This is a genomic window from Salinifilum aidingensis (assembly GCF_054782015.1).
Map to the genome: position 1 here is coordinate 24,816 of NZ_BAAGTH010000006.1, position 13,830 is coordinate 38,645.

13 protein-coding genes are annotated in these 13,830 nt (G+C 73.6%); 4 read left to right on the forward strand and 9 right to left on the reverse strand.

What is annotated here, in order from left to right; all coding sequences use genetic code 11:
- Window position 1: 1 nt before the first annotated feature.
- Entirely contained in the window at window positions 2-1,357 is a 1,356-nt protein-coding gene (locus tag ACYVJE_RS09915) for an RraA family protein (RefSeq protein WP_461144245.1), read from the reverse strand.
- 142 nt (window positions 1,358-1,499) lie between these two features.
- Between ACYVJE_RS09915 and ACYVJE_RS09920 the strand changes: the two genes are divergently transcribed.
- Window positions 1,500-2,264 (forward strand): IclR family transcriptional regulator, encoded by a 765-nt coding sequence (locus ACYVJE_RS09920; protein WP_461144246.1) that lies wholly within the window; start codon window positions 1,500-1,502, stop codon window positions 2,262-2,264.
- 534 nt (window positions 2,265-2,798) lie between these two features.
- Here ACYVJE_RS09920 and ACYVJE_RS09925 read toward each other — a convergent pair.
- Together ACYVJE_RS09925 and ACYVJE_RS09930 are read right to left on the reverse strand one after the other, a co-directional pair.
- Window positions 2,799-3,506 (reverse strand): B3/B4 domain-containing protein, encoded by a 708-nt coding sequence (locus ACYVJE_RS09925; RefSeq protein ID WP_461144247.1) that lies wholly within the window; start codon window positions 3,504-3,506, stop codon window positions 2,799-2,801.
- 366 nt (window positions 3,507-3,872) lie between these two features.
- Window positions 3,873-4,709 carry an EamA family transporter gene (locus ACYVJE_RS09930; protein WP_461144248.1) on the reverse strand — a complete coding sequence of 279 codons (837 nt, stop codon included), beginning with the start codon at window positions 4,707-4,709 and terminating at the stop codon, window positions 3,873-3,875.
- A gap of 115 nt (window positions 4,710-4,824) precedes the next feature.
- On the opposite strand from ACYVJE_RS09930, the gene ACYVJE_RS09935 reads away from it, so the two are divergent.
- Entirely contained in the window at window positions 4,825-5,409 is a 585-nt protein-coding gene (locus ACYVJE_RS09935) for a helix-turn-helix domain-containing protein (protein WP_461144249.1), read from the forward strand.
- Between the two features lie 133 nt (window positions 5,410-5,542).
- Here the strand turns inward: ACYVJE_RS09935 and ACYVJE_RS09940 are convergent, their stop codons facing one another.
- The 4 genes from ACYVJE_RS09940 to ACYVJE_RS09955 all read right to left on the reverse strand — a co-directional run bounded on the left by ACYVJE_RS09940 (window position 5,543) and on the right by ACYVJE_RS09955 (window position 8,762).
- The gene (locus ACYVJE_RS09940; RefSeq protein WP_461144250.1) at window positions 5,543-6,364 is read right to left on the reverse strand and encodes a zf-HC2 domain-containing protein; all 822 of its coding nucleotides are present in this window, start codon (window positions 6,362-6,364) and stop codon (window positions 5,543-5,545) included.
- A gap of 15 nt (window positions 6,365-6,379) precedes the next feature.
- Window positions 6,380-6,937 carry an RNA polymerase sigma factor SigC gene (sigC, locus tag ACYVJE_RS09945; RefSeq protein ID WP_461144251.1) on the reverse strand — a complete coding sequence of 186 codons (558 nt, stop codon included), beginning with the start codon at window positions 6,935-6,937 and terminating at the stop codon, window positions 6,380-6,382.
- Window positions 6,938-7,048: 111 nt separating this feature from the next.
- Window positions 7,049-7,678 carry a hypothetical protein gene (locus tag ACYVJE_RS09950; RefSeq protein WP_461144252.1) on the reverse strand — a complete coding sequence of 210 codons (630 nt, stop codon included), beginning with the start codon at window positions 7,676-7,678 and terminating at the stop codon, window positions 7,049-7,051.
- 88 nt (window positions 7,679-7,766) lie between these two features.
- Window positions 7,767-8,762 carry a cytochrome c oxidase assembly protein gene (locus ACYVJE_RS09955; protein ID WP_461144253.1) on the reverse strand — a complete coding sequence of 332 codons (996 nt, stop codon included), beginning with the start codon at window positions 8,760-8,762 and terminating at the stop codon, window positions 7,767-7,769.
- Between the two features lie 199 nt (window positions 8,763-8,961).
- Between ACYVJE_RS09955 and ACYVJE_RS09960 the strand changes: the two genes are divergently transcribed.
- A complete protein-coding gene (locus ACYVJE_RS09960) occupies window positions 8,962-10,371 on the forward strand; it encodes a PepSY-associated TM helix domain-containing protein (RefSeq protein ID WP_461144254.1) in 1,410 nt (469 codons plus the stop codon).
- Here the strand turns inward: ACYVJE_RS09960 and ACYVJE_RS09965 are convergent.
- Window positions 10,317-11,102, reverse strand: a complete 786-nt coding sequence (locus tag ACYVJE_RS09965; RefSeq protein ID WP_461144255.1) for a M48 family metalloprotease — start codon at window positions 11,100-11,102, stop codon at window positions 10,317-10,319. The genes ACYVJE_RS09960 and ACYVJE_RS09965 overlap by 55 nt on opposite strands.
- A gap of 326 nt (window positions 11,103-11,428) precedes the next feature.
- On the opposite strand from ACYVJE_RS09965, the gene ACYVJE_RS09970 reads away from it, so the two are divergent.
- Window positions 11,429-12,952, forward strand: coding sequence for an arylsulfotransferase family protein (locus tag ACYVJE_RS09970; protein ID WP_461144256.1), 1,524 nt, complete (start codon window positions 11,429-11,431; stop codon window positions 12,950-12,952).
- A 10-nt stretch (window positions 12,953-12,962) separates the two neighbouring features.
- On the opposite strand, the gene ACYVJE_RS09975 is transcribed toward ACYVJE_RS09970, so the two are convergent.
- Window positions 12,963-13,829 carry an Abi-alpha family protein gene (locus ACYVJE_RS09975; RefSeq protein ID WP_461144257.1) on the reverse strand — a complete coding sequence of 289 codons (867 nt, stop codon included), beginning with the start codon at window positions 13,827-13,829 and terminating at the stop codon, window positions 12,963-12,965.
- Window position 13,830 lies beyond the last annotated feature (1 nt).

Genomic DNA, 13,830 nt, shown 5'->3' on the forward strand with positions numbered 1-13,830 from the left:
ATCAGTTGGCGCGCTCGTTGAGGATCTTCTGGTGGCGGGCGGATTCGTCGTCGAGCACGGCGCGTGCTCCGGCGAGGACGTCTTCGGCGTCGGTCAGCGGGACGGTGACGACGCCGTCGGAGTCGGCGACGATGATGTCGCCGTGGTGCACGACCGCCCCGCCGAGGGCGACATCGGTGCCGACCCGGTAGGGCCCGGACTTGTAGGGGCCGGCGGGCGAGGACCCCACGGCCCACACCGGGAAACCGGCTTCCTCCAGGGCCGGCACGTCGCGGACGGCACCGTCGATGACCATGCCGCGCACGCCGCGATTGATGGCGCGGTGCGCGATGAGCTCACCGATCAGTGCCCGCGACGGGTCCCCGCCACCGGCCACGACGAGGACGTCGCCGGGCCCGGCCATCGTCAGCGCCTCGTGGATCCCCTTGTTGTCACCGGGCCGGCACAGCACCGTCAGGGCACGGCCGGTGAGTCGCTCGGCCGGCCACATCGGACGCACCCGGGGGCCGATGACGCCGAGGCGGTCTCCCGCATCGCCGATGGCGGCGGTGGGAATCCGCGCGCATTCCTCCAGCAGTCCCGCCATCTCGCACGGGGGCCGCTGGCTCAGTGCCCGGTGGCGGTTGCTCACGGCCGTGGTCACCAGCGGAGCCACGCCGAGGGAATGCACCAAATCCGTCGCGGCGGCGGACTCGCGCATGCGGCGCAGCGCGTGCTTGCGCGTGCCCCGGTCGAGCCGGTCGAGAGCGGTTTCACCGCCGACGAGCTCTCCGGCGATCTGCGCCCGGACCCACGCGGTTTCCCCAGCTGCCTCGGCAGCGTCCATGGCCTCGGTGATCACCGCGCCGAGCCCCTTCATGAAGACCGTGCGCAGGATCTTGCGTCGCGAGGCATCCCCCGCCGAACCGCCGATCACGTCGACCTCAGCCCCCAGACCGCGGAACAGCTCCGCCGCCTCGCCGCAGGCCGGTCCTGAACTGATCAACGCGGTCTGCGCGCCGAACCGGGGGACCGATCCGATGACGGCGACATCCACACAGCGGTGCGCGAGCTCTCCGAACGCGGCCGCGACTTCGGCCTTGCACTCCGGAGAGGCGGCGTTGAGATCCGCGTACACCGCGGTCGGATCCAGGTGGGGCGCGACCTCTGCGGCCACGTCGACGGCGTGCGCAGCCGTCACCAAGCTGATGACCAGGTCCGCTCCCCATACCGCCTCGACCGCGTTCGAAGCGGCGGTGACACCTTCGGGCATCGGCGCGTCCACCGGGTCATAGGCGAGGACAGAAGCCCCGGTCGCGGTGAAACCCGCCGCGTAGACGGTTCCGGCCTCGCCCATGCCCAGCACTGCGATCTTCATCGCTCTCCCTTATCATTCTATGATATAGAACTTCATAAGACGATTTGGAGCATCACTGTGCGAGCGCCGACGACGGGCGTCAAGAGAAATGAACGAAGTTCTCATGCAGTGATATATTGCAGTGCGACGATCTGGAGGTGCTATGACAACCGCGAAAACCAGCACGATGCGCTCGGTGCACCGAGCTTTCGACGTCCTCAAGCACCTGGAGCTCGCGCAGCAACCGCTGCGATTGACCGACCTCGCCCAGCGCGCCGGCCTGCACGTCGCCACCACGCAACGTCTGGTCACCGTGCTCACCGAACACGGATACGCCAGCCGGCACGCGAACGGGTACACCGCCGGACCCGCCGCACTGTCGACCGCGCACGCCTTCGCCACCACCAGCCCGCTGCGCCTCGTCGCCCGCCCCGTCCTCGAGGAGATCGCCACCGCCACCGGGCTGACTGCCTCGCTGTACGTGCGTGTCCAGCACAACCGGGTCCTCATCGAGCGCGTCGAAGGCGGGCAACGCCCGCAGTACTCGCTGCCCGTCGGAGAACGGCTGCCGCTCTACCCCGGCGCCGCGGGCAAAGTCTTCCTCGCCGGCGAGGAAGATCTTGAGGCGACCGCGGCTGAGCTGCAGTCGGTCGCCCTCGCTAGCGGTACCGTGCTGAGCACCACCGACATTCACGCCGATCTGTGTCAAGTGCACGAGAACGGGTTCGCGATCTCCGTCGACGAACGCCAATTCGGCACGACCGCGGTCGCCGCGCTCATCACCGATCCCACGGGCGGCACGCTGGGATCACTCGGTCTCAGCGGCGCCACCAGCTCGCTCGGCGACATCCACACCACCCCGCTGCCCAGTGACGTCCGCCGCGCCGCCCACGCCATCGGATCCCGAGTCCCCACGACTCCCCATTAGCTGGGCCCGCGCTGATTTCGCCGAGCACAGGGGGCCTGGAAGCCGTGTCCGGAGAACGCGTCGGCGAGAATCAGCGCACTGGTCTCGCCTGCGAGGCCAGTGTCGGTGGTGCAGGACCTCGCCGTAGGTGGTGTGGATTGCTCGCGGTGCAGGCAGGAGCCGGTGGATGTCCTCGCGGGCTCGGGTGTGAACGTGCCCGCCGCTCGGCGGGCGAACCGCAGGGCATCGACCGCGCTGATGCTCACGTGCCGCATCGGGACCGAGGGGACGTGGTGCGCCCACGGTCTGGGTGCGAGGACGATGCGATCACAGCGGTGCTCGCCGTGCCCTGCGGCGGAGCATGCGACGGGCCGGTCCGTTGATGTCGCGGGAAGAGGTGCGTGCGCGTGTCGTCTCGGTGCGGGGGCGTGTGTTTCCGGCCGGGGCTCCACTGTCCGAAGAGGCACGAGGAGCGCAACGCCTGGTGGGGTGCGACGGTCCGCGGACTTGACGGGATGCTGAGGACGGCGGCTGCGGAGGTGATGAGCTCGCCGGTCAGACCGCGACTCGGGGTCGTGCTGGGGTGAGGTGGTCCACTGCGGTCTGCTCCGCGTGCGGGGACAGCAGCGCGCGGAGTTCATCGGCTGCGGTTCCGAGGAGCTCGCCGTCGCGAGTGGACTGGAGGGTCTCGAGGACGAAGACCACGTGCGCGGAGTCTTCGGTGACGCGGGTGCGGTGGGCGTCGCGGTGGTTCCAGTGGCGGGTCAGGACGCCGGTGGTGTCGGTGTAGATGATCTCGCCGTGCCCGGGGTTCTCGAGGGTGTCGGGTTCGCCGAGCGAGGTGAAGGACTCGGTGCCGTCGGCGTGGCCGAGGACGACGTCGCCGGTGACGTGGTCGAGGTCGAAGGCGCCGGCGGGCAGTCCGTGGTGGACGGAGACGGCGTTGTAGGAGTCGACGGCCGGGTTGATGCGCGGCAGGGACCCCTTCTTGACCAGGCGGCGGCCGAGCGCGTCGACGCTGGGGCGGGTGCGGCGCGGGTTGGTGCCGAAGGAGCGGTAGGCGGTGTGCCAGGCCGCGATGCGGGGGTCGGTCTCGTCGGCGGGCTGCCAGGTGCCCTCGGCGAGCTGCTGTTCCAGCCGTTCGAGGGCGGCGGTGGTCCCCGGCCAGGGTTCGCGGCCGCGCAGGCCGGTGGCGGTGACCAGGGCGATGCGGGTGTCGCCGAAGGCGTCCGCGACGGCGGGAGTGAGGGAGAAGGCGGGCATGGGGCTCTTCCGTTTCCGGTGTGCGGGGCGGGCGGTGGTCAGGAGTTCCAGGGACCGATGCGGTCCAGCCGGCGGCGCTGCTGGCGTGCGGCGGGCGCGTCGAGGCCCTGGCCGCGTTCGGATCGCGCTCGATCGCCGTCCACACCGGATTGGGGCGGGCGAGGTGGACGAGCAGGTGCTCGCCGTCGCAGGTGAAGCGGGTCGGCACGACGGTGGGCGGCTGTCCCGGCGGGCCGTTGACGCGCAGCTGCCCGAAGTCGTGGCCCTCGGCGATCCAGTCCTGCCGTTCGGCGTCGTCGAGGCCGGCGTCCCAGGGACGCACCAACATGCTGTCCTCCTCGATTCGGTGAGCGGGCGCACGCGCGTTCAGGTCACGGCCAGCAGGCTCACGGCGACGGCGGCGGTGCCCAGGCCGACGAGCTGGCCGCGGTGGACCCGCTCGGCGGTCACGCCGCAGGCGAGCAGGACCGTGCCGGCGGGGTAGAGGGCGACGACCACGGCGACGACGGCGAGGTTGCCGCTGCGGGCGGCGAGCAGGAACAGCAGGTTCGCCACCGAGTCCAGCGCGCCCGCACCTGCCGAGATCGCGTACGCGGGGCGTTCGGGTCCCAGCTTGCGGTGCATCAGTCCCGCCGCGGCCAGGGTGACGCTCGAGGAGACCGCCCGGCCGACGATCAGCGGAGCCACCCCGCTGTCGGACGGAGCCTGGTGCAGGCAGATCAGCTGGCCGGCGATGGCCGCGCCCGCGCCGAAGGCCAGCAGCAGCGCGGTCCGCGAGGGCCGCGCCGAGCCCGCGCCGGGGCCGGCGCTGACCAGCACCACCGCCACCAGCGCGAGCGGCAGGCCCACCGCTCCGGCCGTGGTCAGGTGCTCGCCCTGCAGCAGGCCCGCACCGACGGGCAGCGCCGCGGAGGCCAACGCGGTCACGGGGGAGAGCACGTTCATCGGCCCGATCGCCAGGGTGCGGTAGAGCAGGACGAACGCGGCGGCCGAGGCGACCCCGGACGCGGCACCCCAGACCAGCGTCGCGGGGCCGAACGACGCGCCGAGCACCGGCCACAGCAGCAGTTCGACCGCGAGGCTGGCCGGAGCCGCGACCACCACGGTCCGCAACGCGTGCGCCTTGCGGGCGCCGAGACCGCCGAAGAAGTCGGCGCACCCGTAGGCCAGCGAGCTGCCCAGGGCCAGCAGCAGAGCGAACACGGCACATCCTTACTAGTCAATGGAACGACCAGACTGTACATTGAACCGACCGAAGGATGTCAACAAAACGACCGCGCGGTGCAGTAAACTGTCCAGCAGCGAGGAGGGGGCTCCGATGATCGAGACGGCCGCGGCCCTGCGGGCGGTCGCGCACAACGTCCGCGCGGCCCGGCTCCGCGCGGGCCTGTCGCTGGATGAGCTCGGCCGTCGCGCCGAGGTCAGCAAGGGCGCCCTGGTGGGGCTGGAGAAGGCCGAGGGCAACCCCAACCTGGCCACCCTGGTGCGCCTGGCCGACACCCTCGGCATCTCCGTGTCCGCCCTGATGCAGGGGCCGGCCGAGGACCGCGTGCGCGTGGTGACCACCGACGAGGTGGCCCCCCTCTGGAGCGGGGCGCGGGGCGGTCAGGCCCGGCTGGTGCTGACGACCTCCGGCGCGGCTCCGACCGAGCTCTGGCGCTGGCAGCTCGAACCCGGCGAGGAGTACCCCAGCCACCCCCACCAGGCCGGCGTGGTGGAAACCGTCAGCGTCACCGCCGGTCGGATGACACTGCTCGTCGACGGCACCGAGTACGCCGTCGAGGCCGGGCAGACCGCCACGTTCGACGGCGACGCCCCGCACGCCTACCGCGGCGCGGGCGCCGGGACCTGCCACCTGATCATGACCGTCCACCTGCCGCCCGGACCCGCCTCCCCCGCCTGATCCGGGCGGCGGAGGGTGCGCGCTCACCCGAGCCGGCCGGGCACTTCGCGATCGGAGCGGCGCAGCGCGCCTTCGCGGCACCCGGCCGGTCGGGGCGGCCGGCCGGGGGTGGCGGGTTCGCAGCCGCTCCGCGCTACCCCGCTCGGCGGAGTCCCGCGGGCGGGAGCGGCCCGTGGTGGTCCTCCGCGTCCCCGGCGGGTGCGCGGCGGCGCTCGGTGCTGCCGACGTCGTCGGGGGAGTCGCTCCTCCGGGGCTCCTCGGCGGCCGGCTGCGATCGCCGGTGCGTGGTGCTGCGGTGCACCAGCAGCAGGCAGACGAGGCCGAGGACCAGCAGTCCGTGCGCGGCCAGGCGGGAGACGGACACCGCGGAGTTGGCGAAGTCGACCGCGCAGAACCCCGTGAGCACGGCCAGGAACGCGGAGAGCACGGGGATGAGCCCCGCGCTCGCGCGCACGCGGTAGGCGCACCAGAGCAGCCCGAGGCCGAGCGCGAGGTTCCACGAGGTGCTCTCGTTGAACAGGTGCCCGGCGGTCAGCGCGCGTTCCGCGTGGTCCCCGCCGGACCCGGGCAGGCCCGTCAGCTGCGACGCGCCGAGCGCGATCTGGCACACGGCCACGCAGGCGAGCAGCACGCGCGGCCAGCGCGCCGGTCGGCGCGGCCGGCTCGCCGCCGCCTCCACCACGGACCGGGACACGTCCGGGACGGGGTGCACCGGGCGGAGGCGCAGCGAGCGGGACAGGTCGCGTGCGCGCTGCTCCCACGACCGGCAGGCCGAGCACTCCGCGAGGTGCTGCTCCACGTGCTCGGCCGGGACGGGCGGGGCTTCCCCGTCGAGCCGGGCCGAGAGCGCTTCGCGGCAGGTGTCGCAGTCCACGTCCATACTGTCGTGCGGCAGGTGGGCGCAGTTCCCGCGCGGCCCGCGCGAGCGGGCGGAGCGGTGGGGCAGGTGTCGCATCGGTGCTTCCTCGTCCTACCCGGTTCCTTCGGAGGGCTGGTGCTCGGAGGCGAGCAGGTCCTCGCGGGCGCGCGCCACGCGGGAGCGGATGGTGCCGACGGCGCAGCCGCACACGCCTGCCGCTTCCTGGTACGACAGGCCCAGGACCTGGGTGAGCAGGAGCGCTTCGCGGCGCTCCTCGTCGAGCCCGCCGAGCACCAGGTTCACCTCGACGAGGTCTTCGAACCCGGCCGCGACCCGGTCGCGGTCCGCGGCGGACGTCCAGTCGAGCCCGGTGTCGGTCCGGGGGCGGGACCGCTCGTAGCGGATGTTGTCCACGACGACGCGGCGGGCGATGGACAGCAACCAGACCCGGACCGAGGAGCGCCCGGAGAAGCGGCGGAGCGCTTTCAGCGCCCGCAGGTAGGTCTCCTGCGCCAGGTCGTCCGCCGCGCGGACCCCGGCGCGGTGGGCGATGAAGCGCCACACGTCGCGCTGCGTTCCGGCAACGAGCTCCTCCAGCGACGCGTGGTCACCGGCACGGGCGGCGAGCGCCAGTGCGGTGAGGCGATCGTCCTCGGACTGGGAGCGCATGGGGGTACCCTAGCCATCCGGTCGGGGGAGCGACGACGTCCGGCCGCGGGGTGTGCACGGCGTCATACCGCCGGGCAGGCGCCGGATTCCGCGGGACCTCGCCCGGCGGGCTCAGACGAGGGAGGCCGCCAGCATGTGCCCCATGCCGGCCGCCATCAGCGCGAGGCTGACCCGCACGGCGGGGGTGCTGTCGGCGACCAGTCCGACGCCCGCGCCCCGCTCCACCGGTGCGGCCGCGGGACCGCCCGCAGGCACGGTGGCCGCCGTTCCGACGGTGGCCGGGCGCACGACCGCGACGCGGCTCCACAGGTCGAAGGACCAGGCGATGACCTGCAGGGCGAGGTAGACGACCAGGACGGCCGTCACCGCGGCGGGTCCCCGCATGGGCAGGGCCAGCATGTAGACCATGACGAGCTTGTCGACCGCCGCGCCCGCCCACAGCGGGTTGAGCACCCCCTCGCGGCGGCGCAGCACGACCGCGGTCGCGGCCTCCGCGGCGGCCAGCAGCACGAAGACCGCGAGCCCGAGGCGGAACGTCGCCGAATGCCCCATGTGCGGCATCGCGTACATCAGCAGCATGCCGACGGCCATGATCGTGTGCCCGACGTGCCACCAGCGCGGCTGACTCCGCATCGATGCCGCGTGCCAGACGTGCACCGCGGTGATCGCGAGGAAGACCGCGGACCAGGCCCAGCGGGCCCACTCGGGCAACAGCGGCGTGCTCATGGCCATGTGGTCCACGGGCGCGACTCCTTCTGCTTCGACTCCGCCTCCGGTCACGGAGTCGGGTGACGATCGCGGGAAGTTCCCGGCCGAGGCGATCCGGTGGTCAGTGCTCTTCGTCACCCGAGCTGCGCGATCCGCGGTGCAGCCGGGCGAGCATCGCGTTGTAGGCCGCGAGCGCTTCCTCGGAGTCCGCGTCGTCGCCCAGCGACGAGGAGGGGGAGTCCCCGGTCTCGGCGAGGGTGTTGCGGCGGGCCTCCTCCAGCCAACTGCCCAGCCCGGCCTCGGAGCTGCGCGAGCGCGACCACATGCCGAGGATCACCGCGGCCACCGCCGCCATGCCGGCGTCGCCGAAGAACCACATGATCGCACCGGACAGCTGCTGGTCGGCCAGCAGGCTCGGCCCCCAGCCCGGGTGCGCGGCGGCGAAGGCGGGCGCCACCGGGTGCGGGACGATCATGAGCACCACGCCGACGAGCGTGTCCGGCAGCATGCCCGCCATGAGCAGCACGATCCGCAGCAGGTAGGGCACCCGGCGCCAGCGGACCGGTTCCCCGCCGATGACGGACAGGAACACCAGGTAGCCGCTGAGCACGTAGGCCGCGATCTCGACGTGCTCCAGCCCCGGGTTCTCCAGCCGGACCTGCAGGAACGGCGTGAGGTGCGTGCCGATGAGCACGGCGCTGTAGAGGGCGAACCCCACGGCGGGGTGGGTCAGCACACCCGCGGGCCGCGAGCCCAGCAGCGCTTCCCGGCGGCGCTCCTTCTCCGGCGTCGCCGCTGCGGAGACCCACAGCGACAGCGGGCGTCCCAGGGCCAGCAGGACCGGCACGAGCATGATCAAGGTCAGGTGCTGGGCCATGTGCACCGCGAACAGCACGTCGCTGTAGACGCCGACGGCGCTGTTGACGGCGAGCGCCCACGCCACCAGGCCGCCGAGGAAGCAGCACACCCACGACACCGGCCACCGCTGCCCCTGCCGGCGGCAGCTGAGCACGCCTGCCGCGTAGGCGACGGCCAGGGCCAGCACGACGCCGTCCCAGAGTGACCACTCCCAGCTCGTGAACGCCGAGACCCAGGTCAACGGCTGTTCGGTTCGCATATCGATCGGTGCTCTCCCACGAAAACCGGCCGCACTCGCTCGGTCGCCACGCTACTGCGCCGCTCCGGTGGCGGTTCGAGCCCCGAGGGGTGGGCGCGCCGTCGTGGCGCGCGTCACTGATCCCCGGGGCGGGGAACTCACCGGTGGCTCCGGGCGACTCGGTGGTCAGCAGGATCACCGCCGACCCCGGAGGCGAACCGTGACCGCCCGGCAGGACAACGCCGCCGCCGAGACCCCCTCGGGGCGCGACGAGGACCCGAGTGCGCAGCGGCGGAGCGGGCGCTCCGCGCTGCGGCCGCTGCTGTGGCGGCTGCACTTCTTCGGCGGGCTGCTGGCCGCGCCGATCGTGCTGTCGCTGGCGGTCACCGGAATCCTCTACGCCTGGAACCCGCAGATCGAGCAGCTGCTGCACCGCGATGCGCTCACCGCCGTCTCCGACGGACCGCCCCGACCGCTGGGCGAACAGGTGCGAGCCGCACGCGCCCAGCACCCGGGCTGGGACGTGTCCACCGTGACCCCGCCGGCTCCGGACGCCCCCCAGGGGGAGGAGACCACCGGCGTCGCGCTCGCACCGCCCGAGGCCGGGTCCGACAGGTTCGGCCAGCCCGCGGGGGCCACCACGGTCTACGTCGATCCGGCCTCGGTGAGGGTCACCGGCGAGATCGTCGAAGCGGAGCGCCCGGACGAGTGGCTGCGCAACCTGCACTCCAGCTGGCGCCTGGGCCCGGTGGCCGAGCCGCTGACCGAGCTGGCCGCCAGCTGGGTGCTCGTCTCCCTGCTCACGGGGCTGTACCTGTGGTGGCCCCGCGACCGCCGCGCGCTGCGGCGGGCCTTCCGGTTCTCCCGCCCCGGCCGGGCGCGCTGGCGCTCGCTGCACGGCACGCTCGGCGTCGGGCTCCTCCTCGGCTTGGCGCTCCTCGTCGGCACCGGGTTGACCTGGACGAACTACGCCGGCGGCTGGATCGACCTGGCCCGCTCGCAGCTGCACTCCGACACGCCCGCCGTGTCCACCCAGCTCGCAGGCACGGCCGCGGCCGGAGACCACGCGCCCGGACGCGGTTCCGACCCGGCGGCCGAGCAGCGCTCCGCGGACGTCGACCGGGTCGCCGCCGCCGCGCGGAACGCCGGGCTCGGTGGGGTGGTGGAGCTCGAACCGGCGCAGCAGCCCGGGCAGGCGTGGACGGCCACCGTCGAGGACGACCGCTGGCCGATCACCGCCACGAGCGTGGCCGTCGACCCCGACACCGGCCGGATCGCCGATCGCGTCGAGTGGAGCGACTACCCGCTGCTGGCCAAGGCCACGACGCTGGGCATCGCCTTCCACCAGGCCCAGCTGTTCGGGCTGGTCAACCAGGTCGGGTTGACGCTGCTGGCCCTCGGCACCACCGCGCTGGTCCTCGCCGGCTGCCGCACGTGGTGGCTGCGCCGCCCCGCCGGGGGCCTCGGCGCACCGCCGCGCGCGGGCCCGCTGCTGCGCACCGTCCCGGTGCCGCTGCTGCTGGGCTTCGCGGTGCTCGCGGTTCTGCTGCCCGTGCTCGGCGCGTCCTTCGCGGCCTACCTGGTCGTCGAGCGGGCCGTCCGCGCGGTGCGCGCTCGGGCGCGGGCGTAGCCCCCGCGCCACCGGCAGCGCGGCGGCCTCGCCGGAGCGCGTGCACCCGTCAGGCGCTGCCGCCCTGGGCGGGCTGGTGCTCGGCGCTCCAGGAGGCGAGGATGCGCAACCGCTCGTCGGTGGCGCTGCCCGCCTCGGCGGTCCCGCGCCACCGCCGCGTCGCCGGCCAGCACGCACCCGCGCACCACTGGCCGGACCGCGCGGTGGAACGCGCCCAGTGCCCACCGGCTCGTCGCGACCAGGTCGGCTTCGGCCAGCACGGCGCGCACCTCAGCGGAGGGCAGGGCCGTGCGGCGCAGCCGCGCGCCGGGGGTGCGCCAGCCGGCGAGTTCCGCGGCGATCGCGAGTCGCAGACCGTCCGCAGGGCAGGCGCTAACCGCACCGGCGCCGAGGCGCAGCCGCCACCGGCCCCACCGCGGTCCCAGCCACTTTCCGTCGCAGCGCGCCACCACCGCGACGTCATCGCTGACCAGCTGCTCGGACACCGTTGCGACGTCGGCCATCGCGGCGGCCTCGTCGACCAACCGCCACAGCCGGGGGAACTCGGCTCGCTCCATCGCCACACCCGGCCGCTCGGGCGGCGCGTGCAGCAGCGCTCGCCAGAACGGCCACAGCAGCGCGATCAGCACCGCGATCGTGACCAGCCGGGACAGCGCGCCGAACCACTTCTGCTCGACCAGCCGCAGGGCGAACTCGAACCCGGCCAGCAGCACCAGGAGCGGACCGGCCACCAGCACGGCCGCGAGCAGGAGGTAGCAGATTCCGCGTCGTCACACCCCGCCGAGTCTGCACCATCCGCCCGTGCGCACGGGGGCTCGTGGATGAACCGCTGTGCGGGCGATTCCGGTGCGGTAGCCGTCTCGCGGTCGTTCAGCGCTGCCCGCGCCGCCGGTTGTCGCCCCTGGTCCGGGCAACACTCATGTGGTAACCCGTACGGGTGTTTCATCCTCGGAGGGTGAAACCATTCGGTGGGGCAAGCCCTCAACGGTCGATGCGACTCGCACGTTCCCCGGCTTGCGCCTCCGCGGGGCGTAGCAGGACCGGAGGGAACCGCACCATGCCTGAACGGGCGCAGCGCGCCGACGCAGCGAACTGCCTCCCGCGTTCGGGCCGGCGCGGCCCGCGCACGGCCGCGGTGATCGTGCTCGCCCTCGCCTGCGCGGGCCTCACCGGCGGCAGCGCGGGGCCGTTCCGCGAAGCCGGGCACCGCTACGTCACCCGCCCCGACCTCCACCCGCCGCGCACCGAGGTGACGGTGCCGCCGCGCGGGACCGAAGACGGCTACGTCCTCCGCTCGCCGGTGAACTCCGACGAGGCGGCCATCCCCACCACCCGCGAATCCCCCGGGCAGTCCGGCGCCCTGATCACGGACGAGCGGGGCGAACCCGTGTGGTTCCACCCGGCCGAGCCGGGCGAGGCGATCTTCGACCTGCAGAAGCAGCAGTACCGCGGGCAGCCGGTGCTCACCTACTGGGAGGGCGACCTGATCGCTCCGCCCGGATACGGCGAGGGGACCGCCGTGATCCGCGACCGCTCCTACCGCGAGATCGCCCGCGTGCAGGCGGGCAACGGGTTCGACGCGGACATCCACGAGTTCCGGATCACCCCGCGGGGCACGGCGCTGCTGCTCGGCTACCGGGCCGTCCCCGCGGACTTGCGCCCGGTCGGCGGGCCGGCGGACGGGCGGCTGCTGGAGAACGCGGTGCAGGAGGTGGACATCGAAACGGGAGAAGTGCTGCTGGACTGGCGCGCCACCGAGCACATCGGACTCGACGAGTCCTACTTGGAACTGCCGGAGGACACGAAGGCCGTTCCGTGGGACTACTTCCACGTCAACTCGGTCAACCTGGACCACGACGGCAACCTCCTGCTCTCGGCGCGCAACACGCACGCCGTGTACAAGATCGACCGGAACACCGGGCGGGTGCAGTGGCGGCTCAACGGCACGGAGACCGACTACTCCCTGCCGCCCGAAGCGCAGTTCCAGTGGCAGCACGACGCGCAGCGGCGGTCGGACGGGACGATCAGCCTGTTCGACAACGGCGTTCCGGAGAAGGAGCGCTCCCGCGGGCTCGTCCTGCGCCTCGACGAGGAGGCGGGCACGGCCGAGGCCGTCCGGGAGGACTGGCGGCCCGCGCCGGAGCTGAGCCCGAACATGGGCAACTACCAGCTGCTCGGCAGCGGCAACGCCTTCACCGGCTGGGGCGGCGGCTCCGGCTACACCGAGTTCGGCCCGGACCGGTCCGTGCGCCACGAGGCCGAGCTGTCCGGCGGCTTGAAGTCCTACCGCGCCTACCGGGAACCCTGGGTGGGACGCCCCGCGACGGACCCGGACGTGGCCACCCGCCCGGACGGGGACGGCACCGCGGTCCACGCCAGCTGGAACGGCGCCACCGAGGTCGCCCGGTGGCGCGTGCGCAGCGGCCCCGCGCCGGACCGGCTGACCCCGGAGCAGGAGGTTCCCCGGCGGGGGTTCGAGACCGGAGCCAGGATTTCGACCACCGAGGGGTACGTCGCGGTGGAAGCCCTCGACGAGCACGGCGAGGTCCTCGGGCGCTCCGAGCCGACCCGCATCGCGTAGGGACGAGAGCTCACTCCGCGGGCCGCAGGCCGACGACGGTGCACAGGTCCCGGCCGAACGCGGTCAGCTCGATCCGGTAGCGGCGGGTGGACGCGCGGCCGGCTTCGTGCAGGGCCTCGGTGACGGCGGGCTGGATCTCGAGGACGTCGTAGGCGCTCTGCTCGGGCAGCGGTTCGCGGGAGAACGCGATGAGCCCGAGCCGGAGGAGGTTGTCCAGGTAAGCCGGGACGCGCTCGCAGCGGCGGCATCCCGCGTGCTGGCCGATCATCGTGATCCCGCCCGCGACCAGCCGCCCGCCGGAGCCGAACGCGCGCTTCGCGCGCACGTCCACCACCGCCTGCGGCCCCTCGCGCGCGAACAGCCGCAGGATCCGCGCCTCGTCCGGGGAGAGCTCGCTGACCAGCCGCACGTAGGCGGGGTGCTCGCCGTCCACTCCGCGCACCTCGCTGGACGCGTCGAGCAGCGCGGCGAACCGCTCGGCCACGCTCAGCTGCCTGGTGGAGGTGGCGCTCCCGCTCGCCTCCACCCGCTCGCGCAGGACCCTGGACAGCGGATCCGGGAGGTCGCTCATGCCCAGTGCGCTGCGCACCGACTCGCGGGCCTCGTCGGCGACCTGCTCGAGCACCGCGTTCGCGGGCTCCCCGGAGAGCGTGCCCTGGAGGACGCGGTGACCGATGCGCAGCGAGGTGCCCGTGGCCCAGAGGCTCGTGCGCAACGCCCCGTGCGCGAAGACCGTGGCCACACCGGGCAGGGCGCGCAGCACCACGGTGGACGCGTCCTCGTCTCCCGGATCCCGGCCGTGCCCCGGTGCCGGGGCACCGGAGCCGCTCCCGTCGGGGCCGCCCACGCCGTCGTCGCTCACCTCGGGGTCGCTCACG

Coding starts and splice junctions, on each gene's coding strand:
- sigC (WP_461144251.1), bottom strand. CDS start 6,937: ATGCGCTCCCAGTCCGAGGACGATCGCCTCACCGCACTGGCGCTCGCC.
- ACYVJE_RS09915 (WP_461144245.1), bottom strand. CDS start 1,357: ATGAAGATCGCAGTGCTGGGCATGGGCGAGGCCGGAACCGTCTACGCG.
- ACYVJE_RS09920 (WP_461144246.1), top strand. CDS start 1,500: ATGACAACCGCGAAAACCAGCACGATGCGCTCGGTGCACCGAGCTTTC.
- ACYVJE_RS09935 (WP_461144249.1), top strand. CDS start 4,825: ATGATCGAGACGGCCGCGGCCCTGCGGGCGGTCGCGCACAACGTCCGC.
- ACYVJE_RS09955 (WP_461144253.1), bottom strand. CDS start 8,762: ATGCGAACCGAACAGCCGTTGACCTGGGTCTCGGCGTTCACGAGCTGG.
- ACYVJE_RS09940 (WP_461144250.1), bottom strand. CDS start 6,364: ATGCGACACCTGCCCCACCGCTCCGCCCGCTCGCGCGGGCCGCGCGGG.
- ACYVJE_RS09970 (WP_461144256.1), top strand. CDS start 11,429: ATGCCTGAACGGGCGCAGCGCGCCGACGCAGCGAACTGCCTCCCGCGT.
- ACYVJE_RS09925 (WP_461144247.1), bottom strand. CDS start 3,506: ATGCCCGCCTTCTCCCTCACTCCCGCCGTCGCGGACGCCTTCGGCGAC.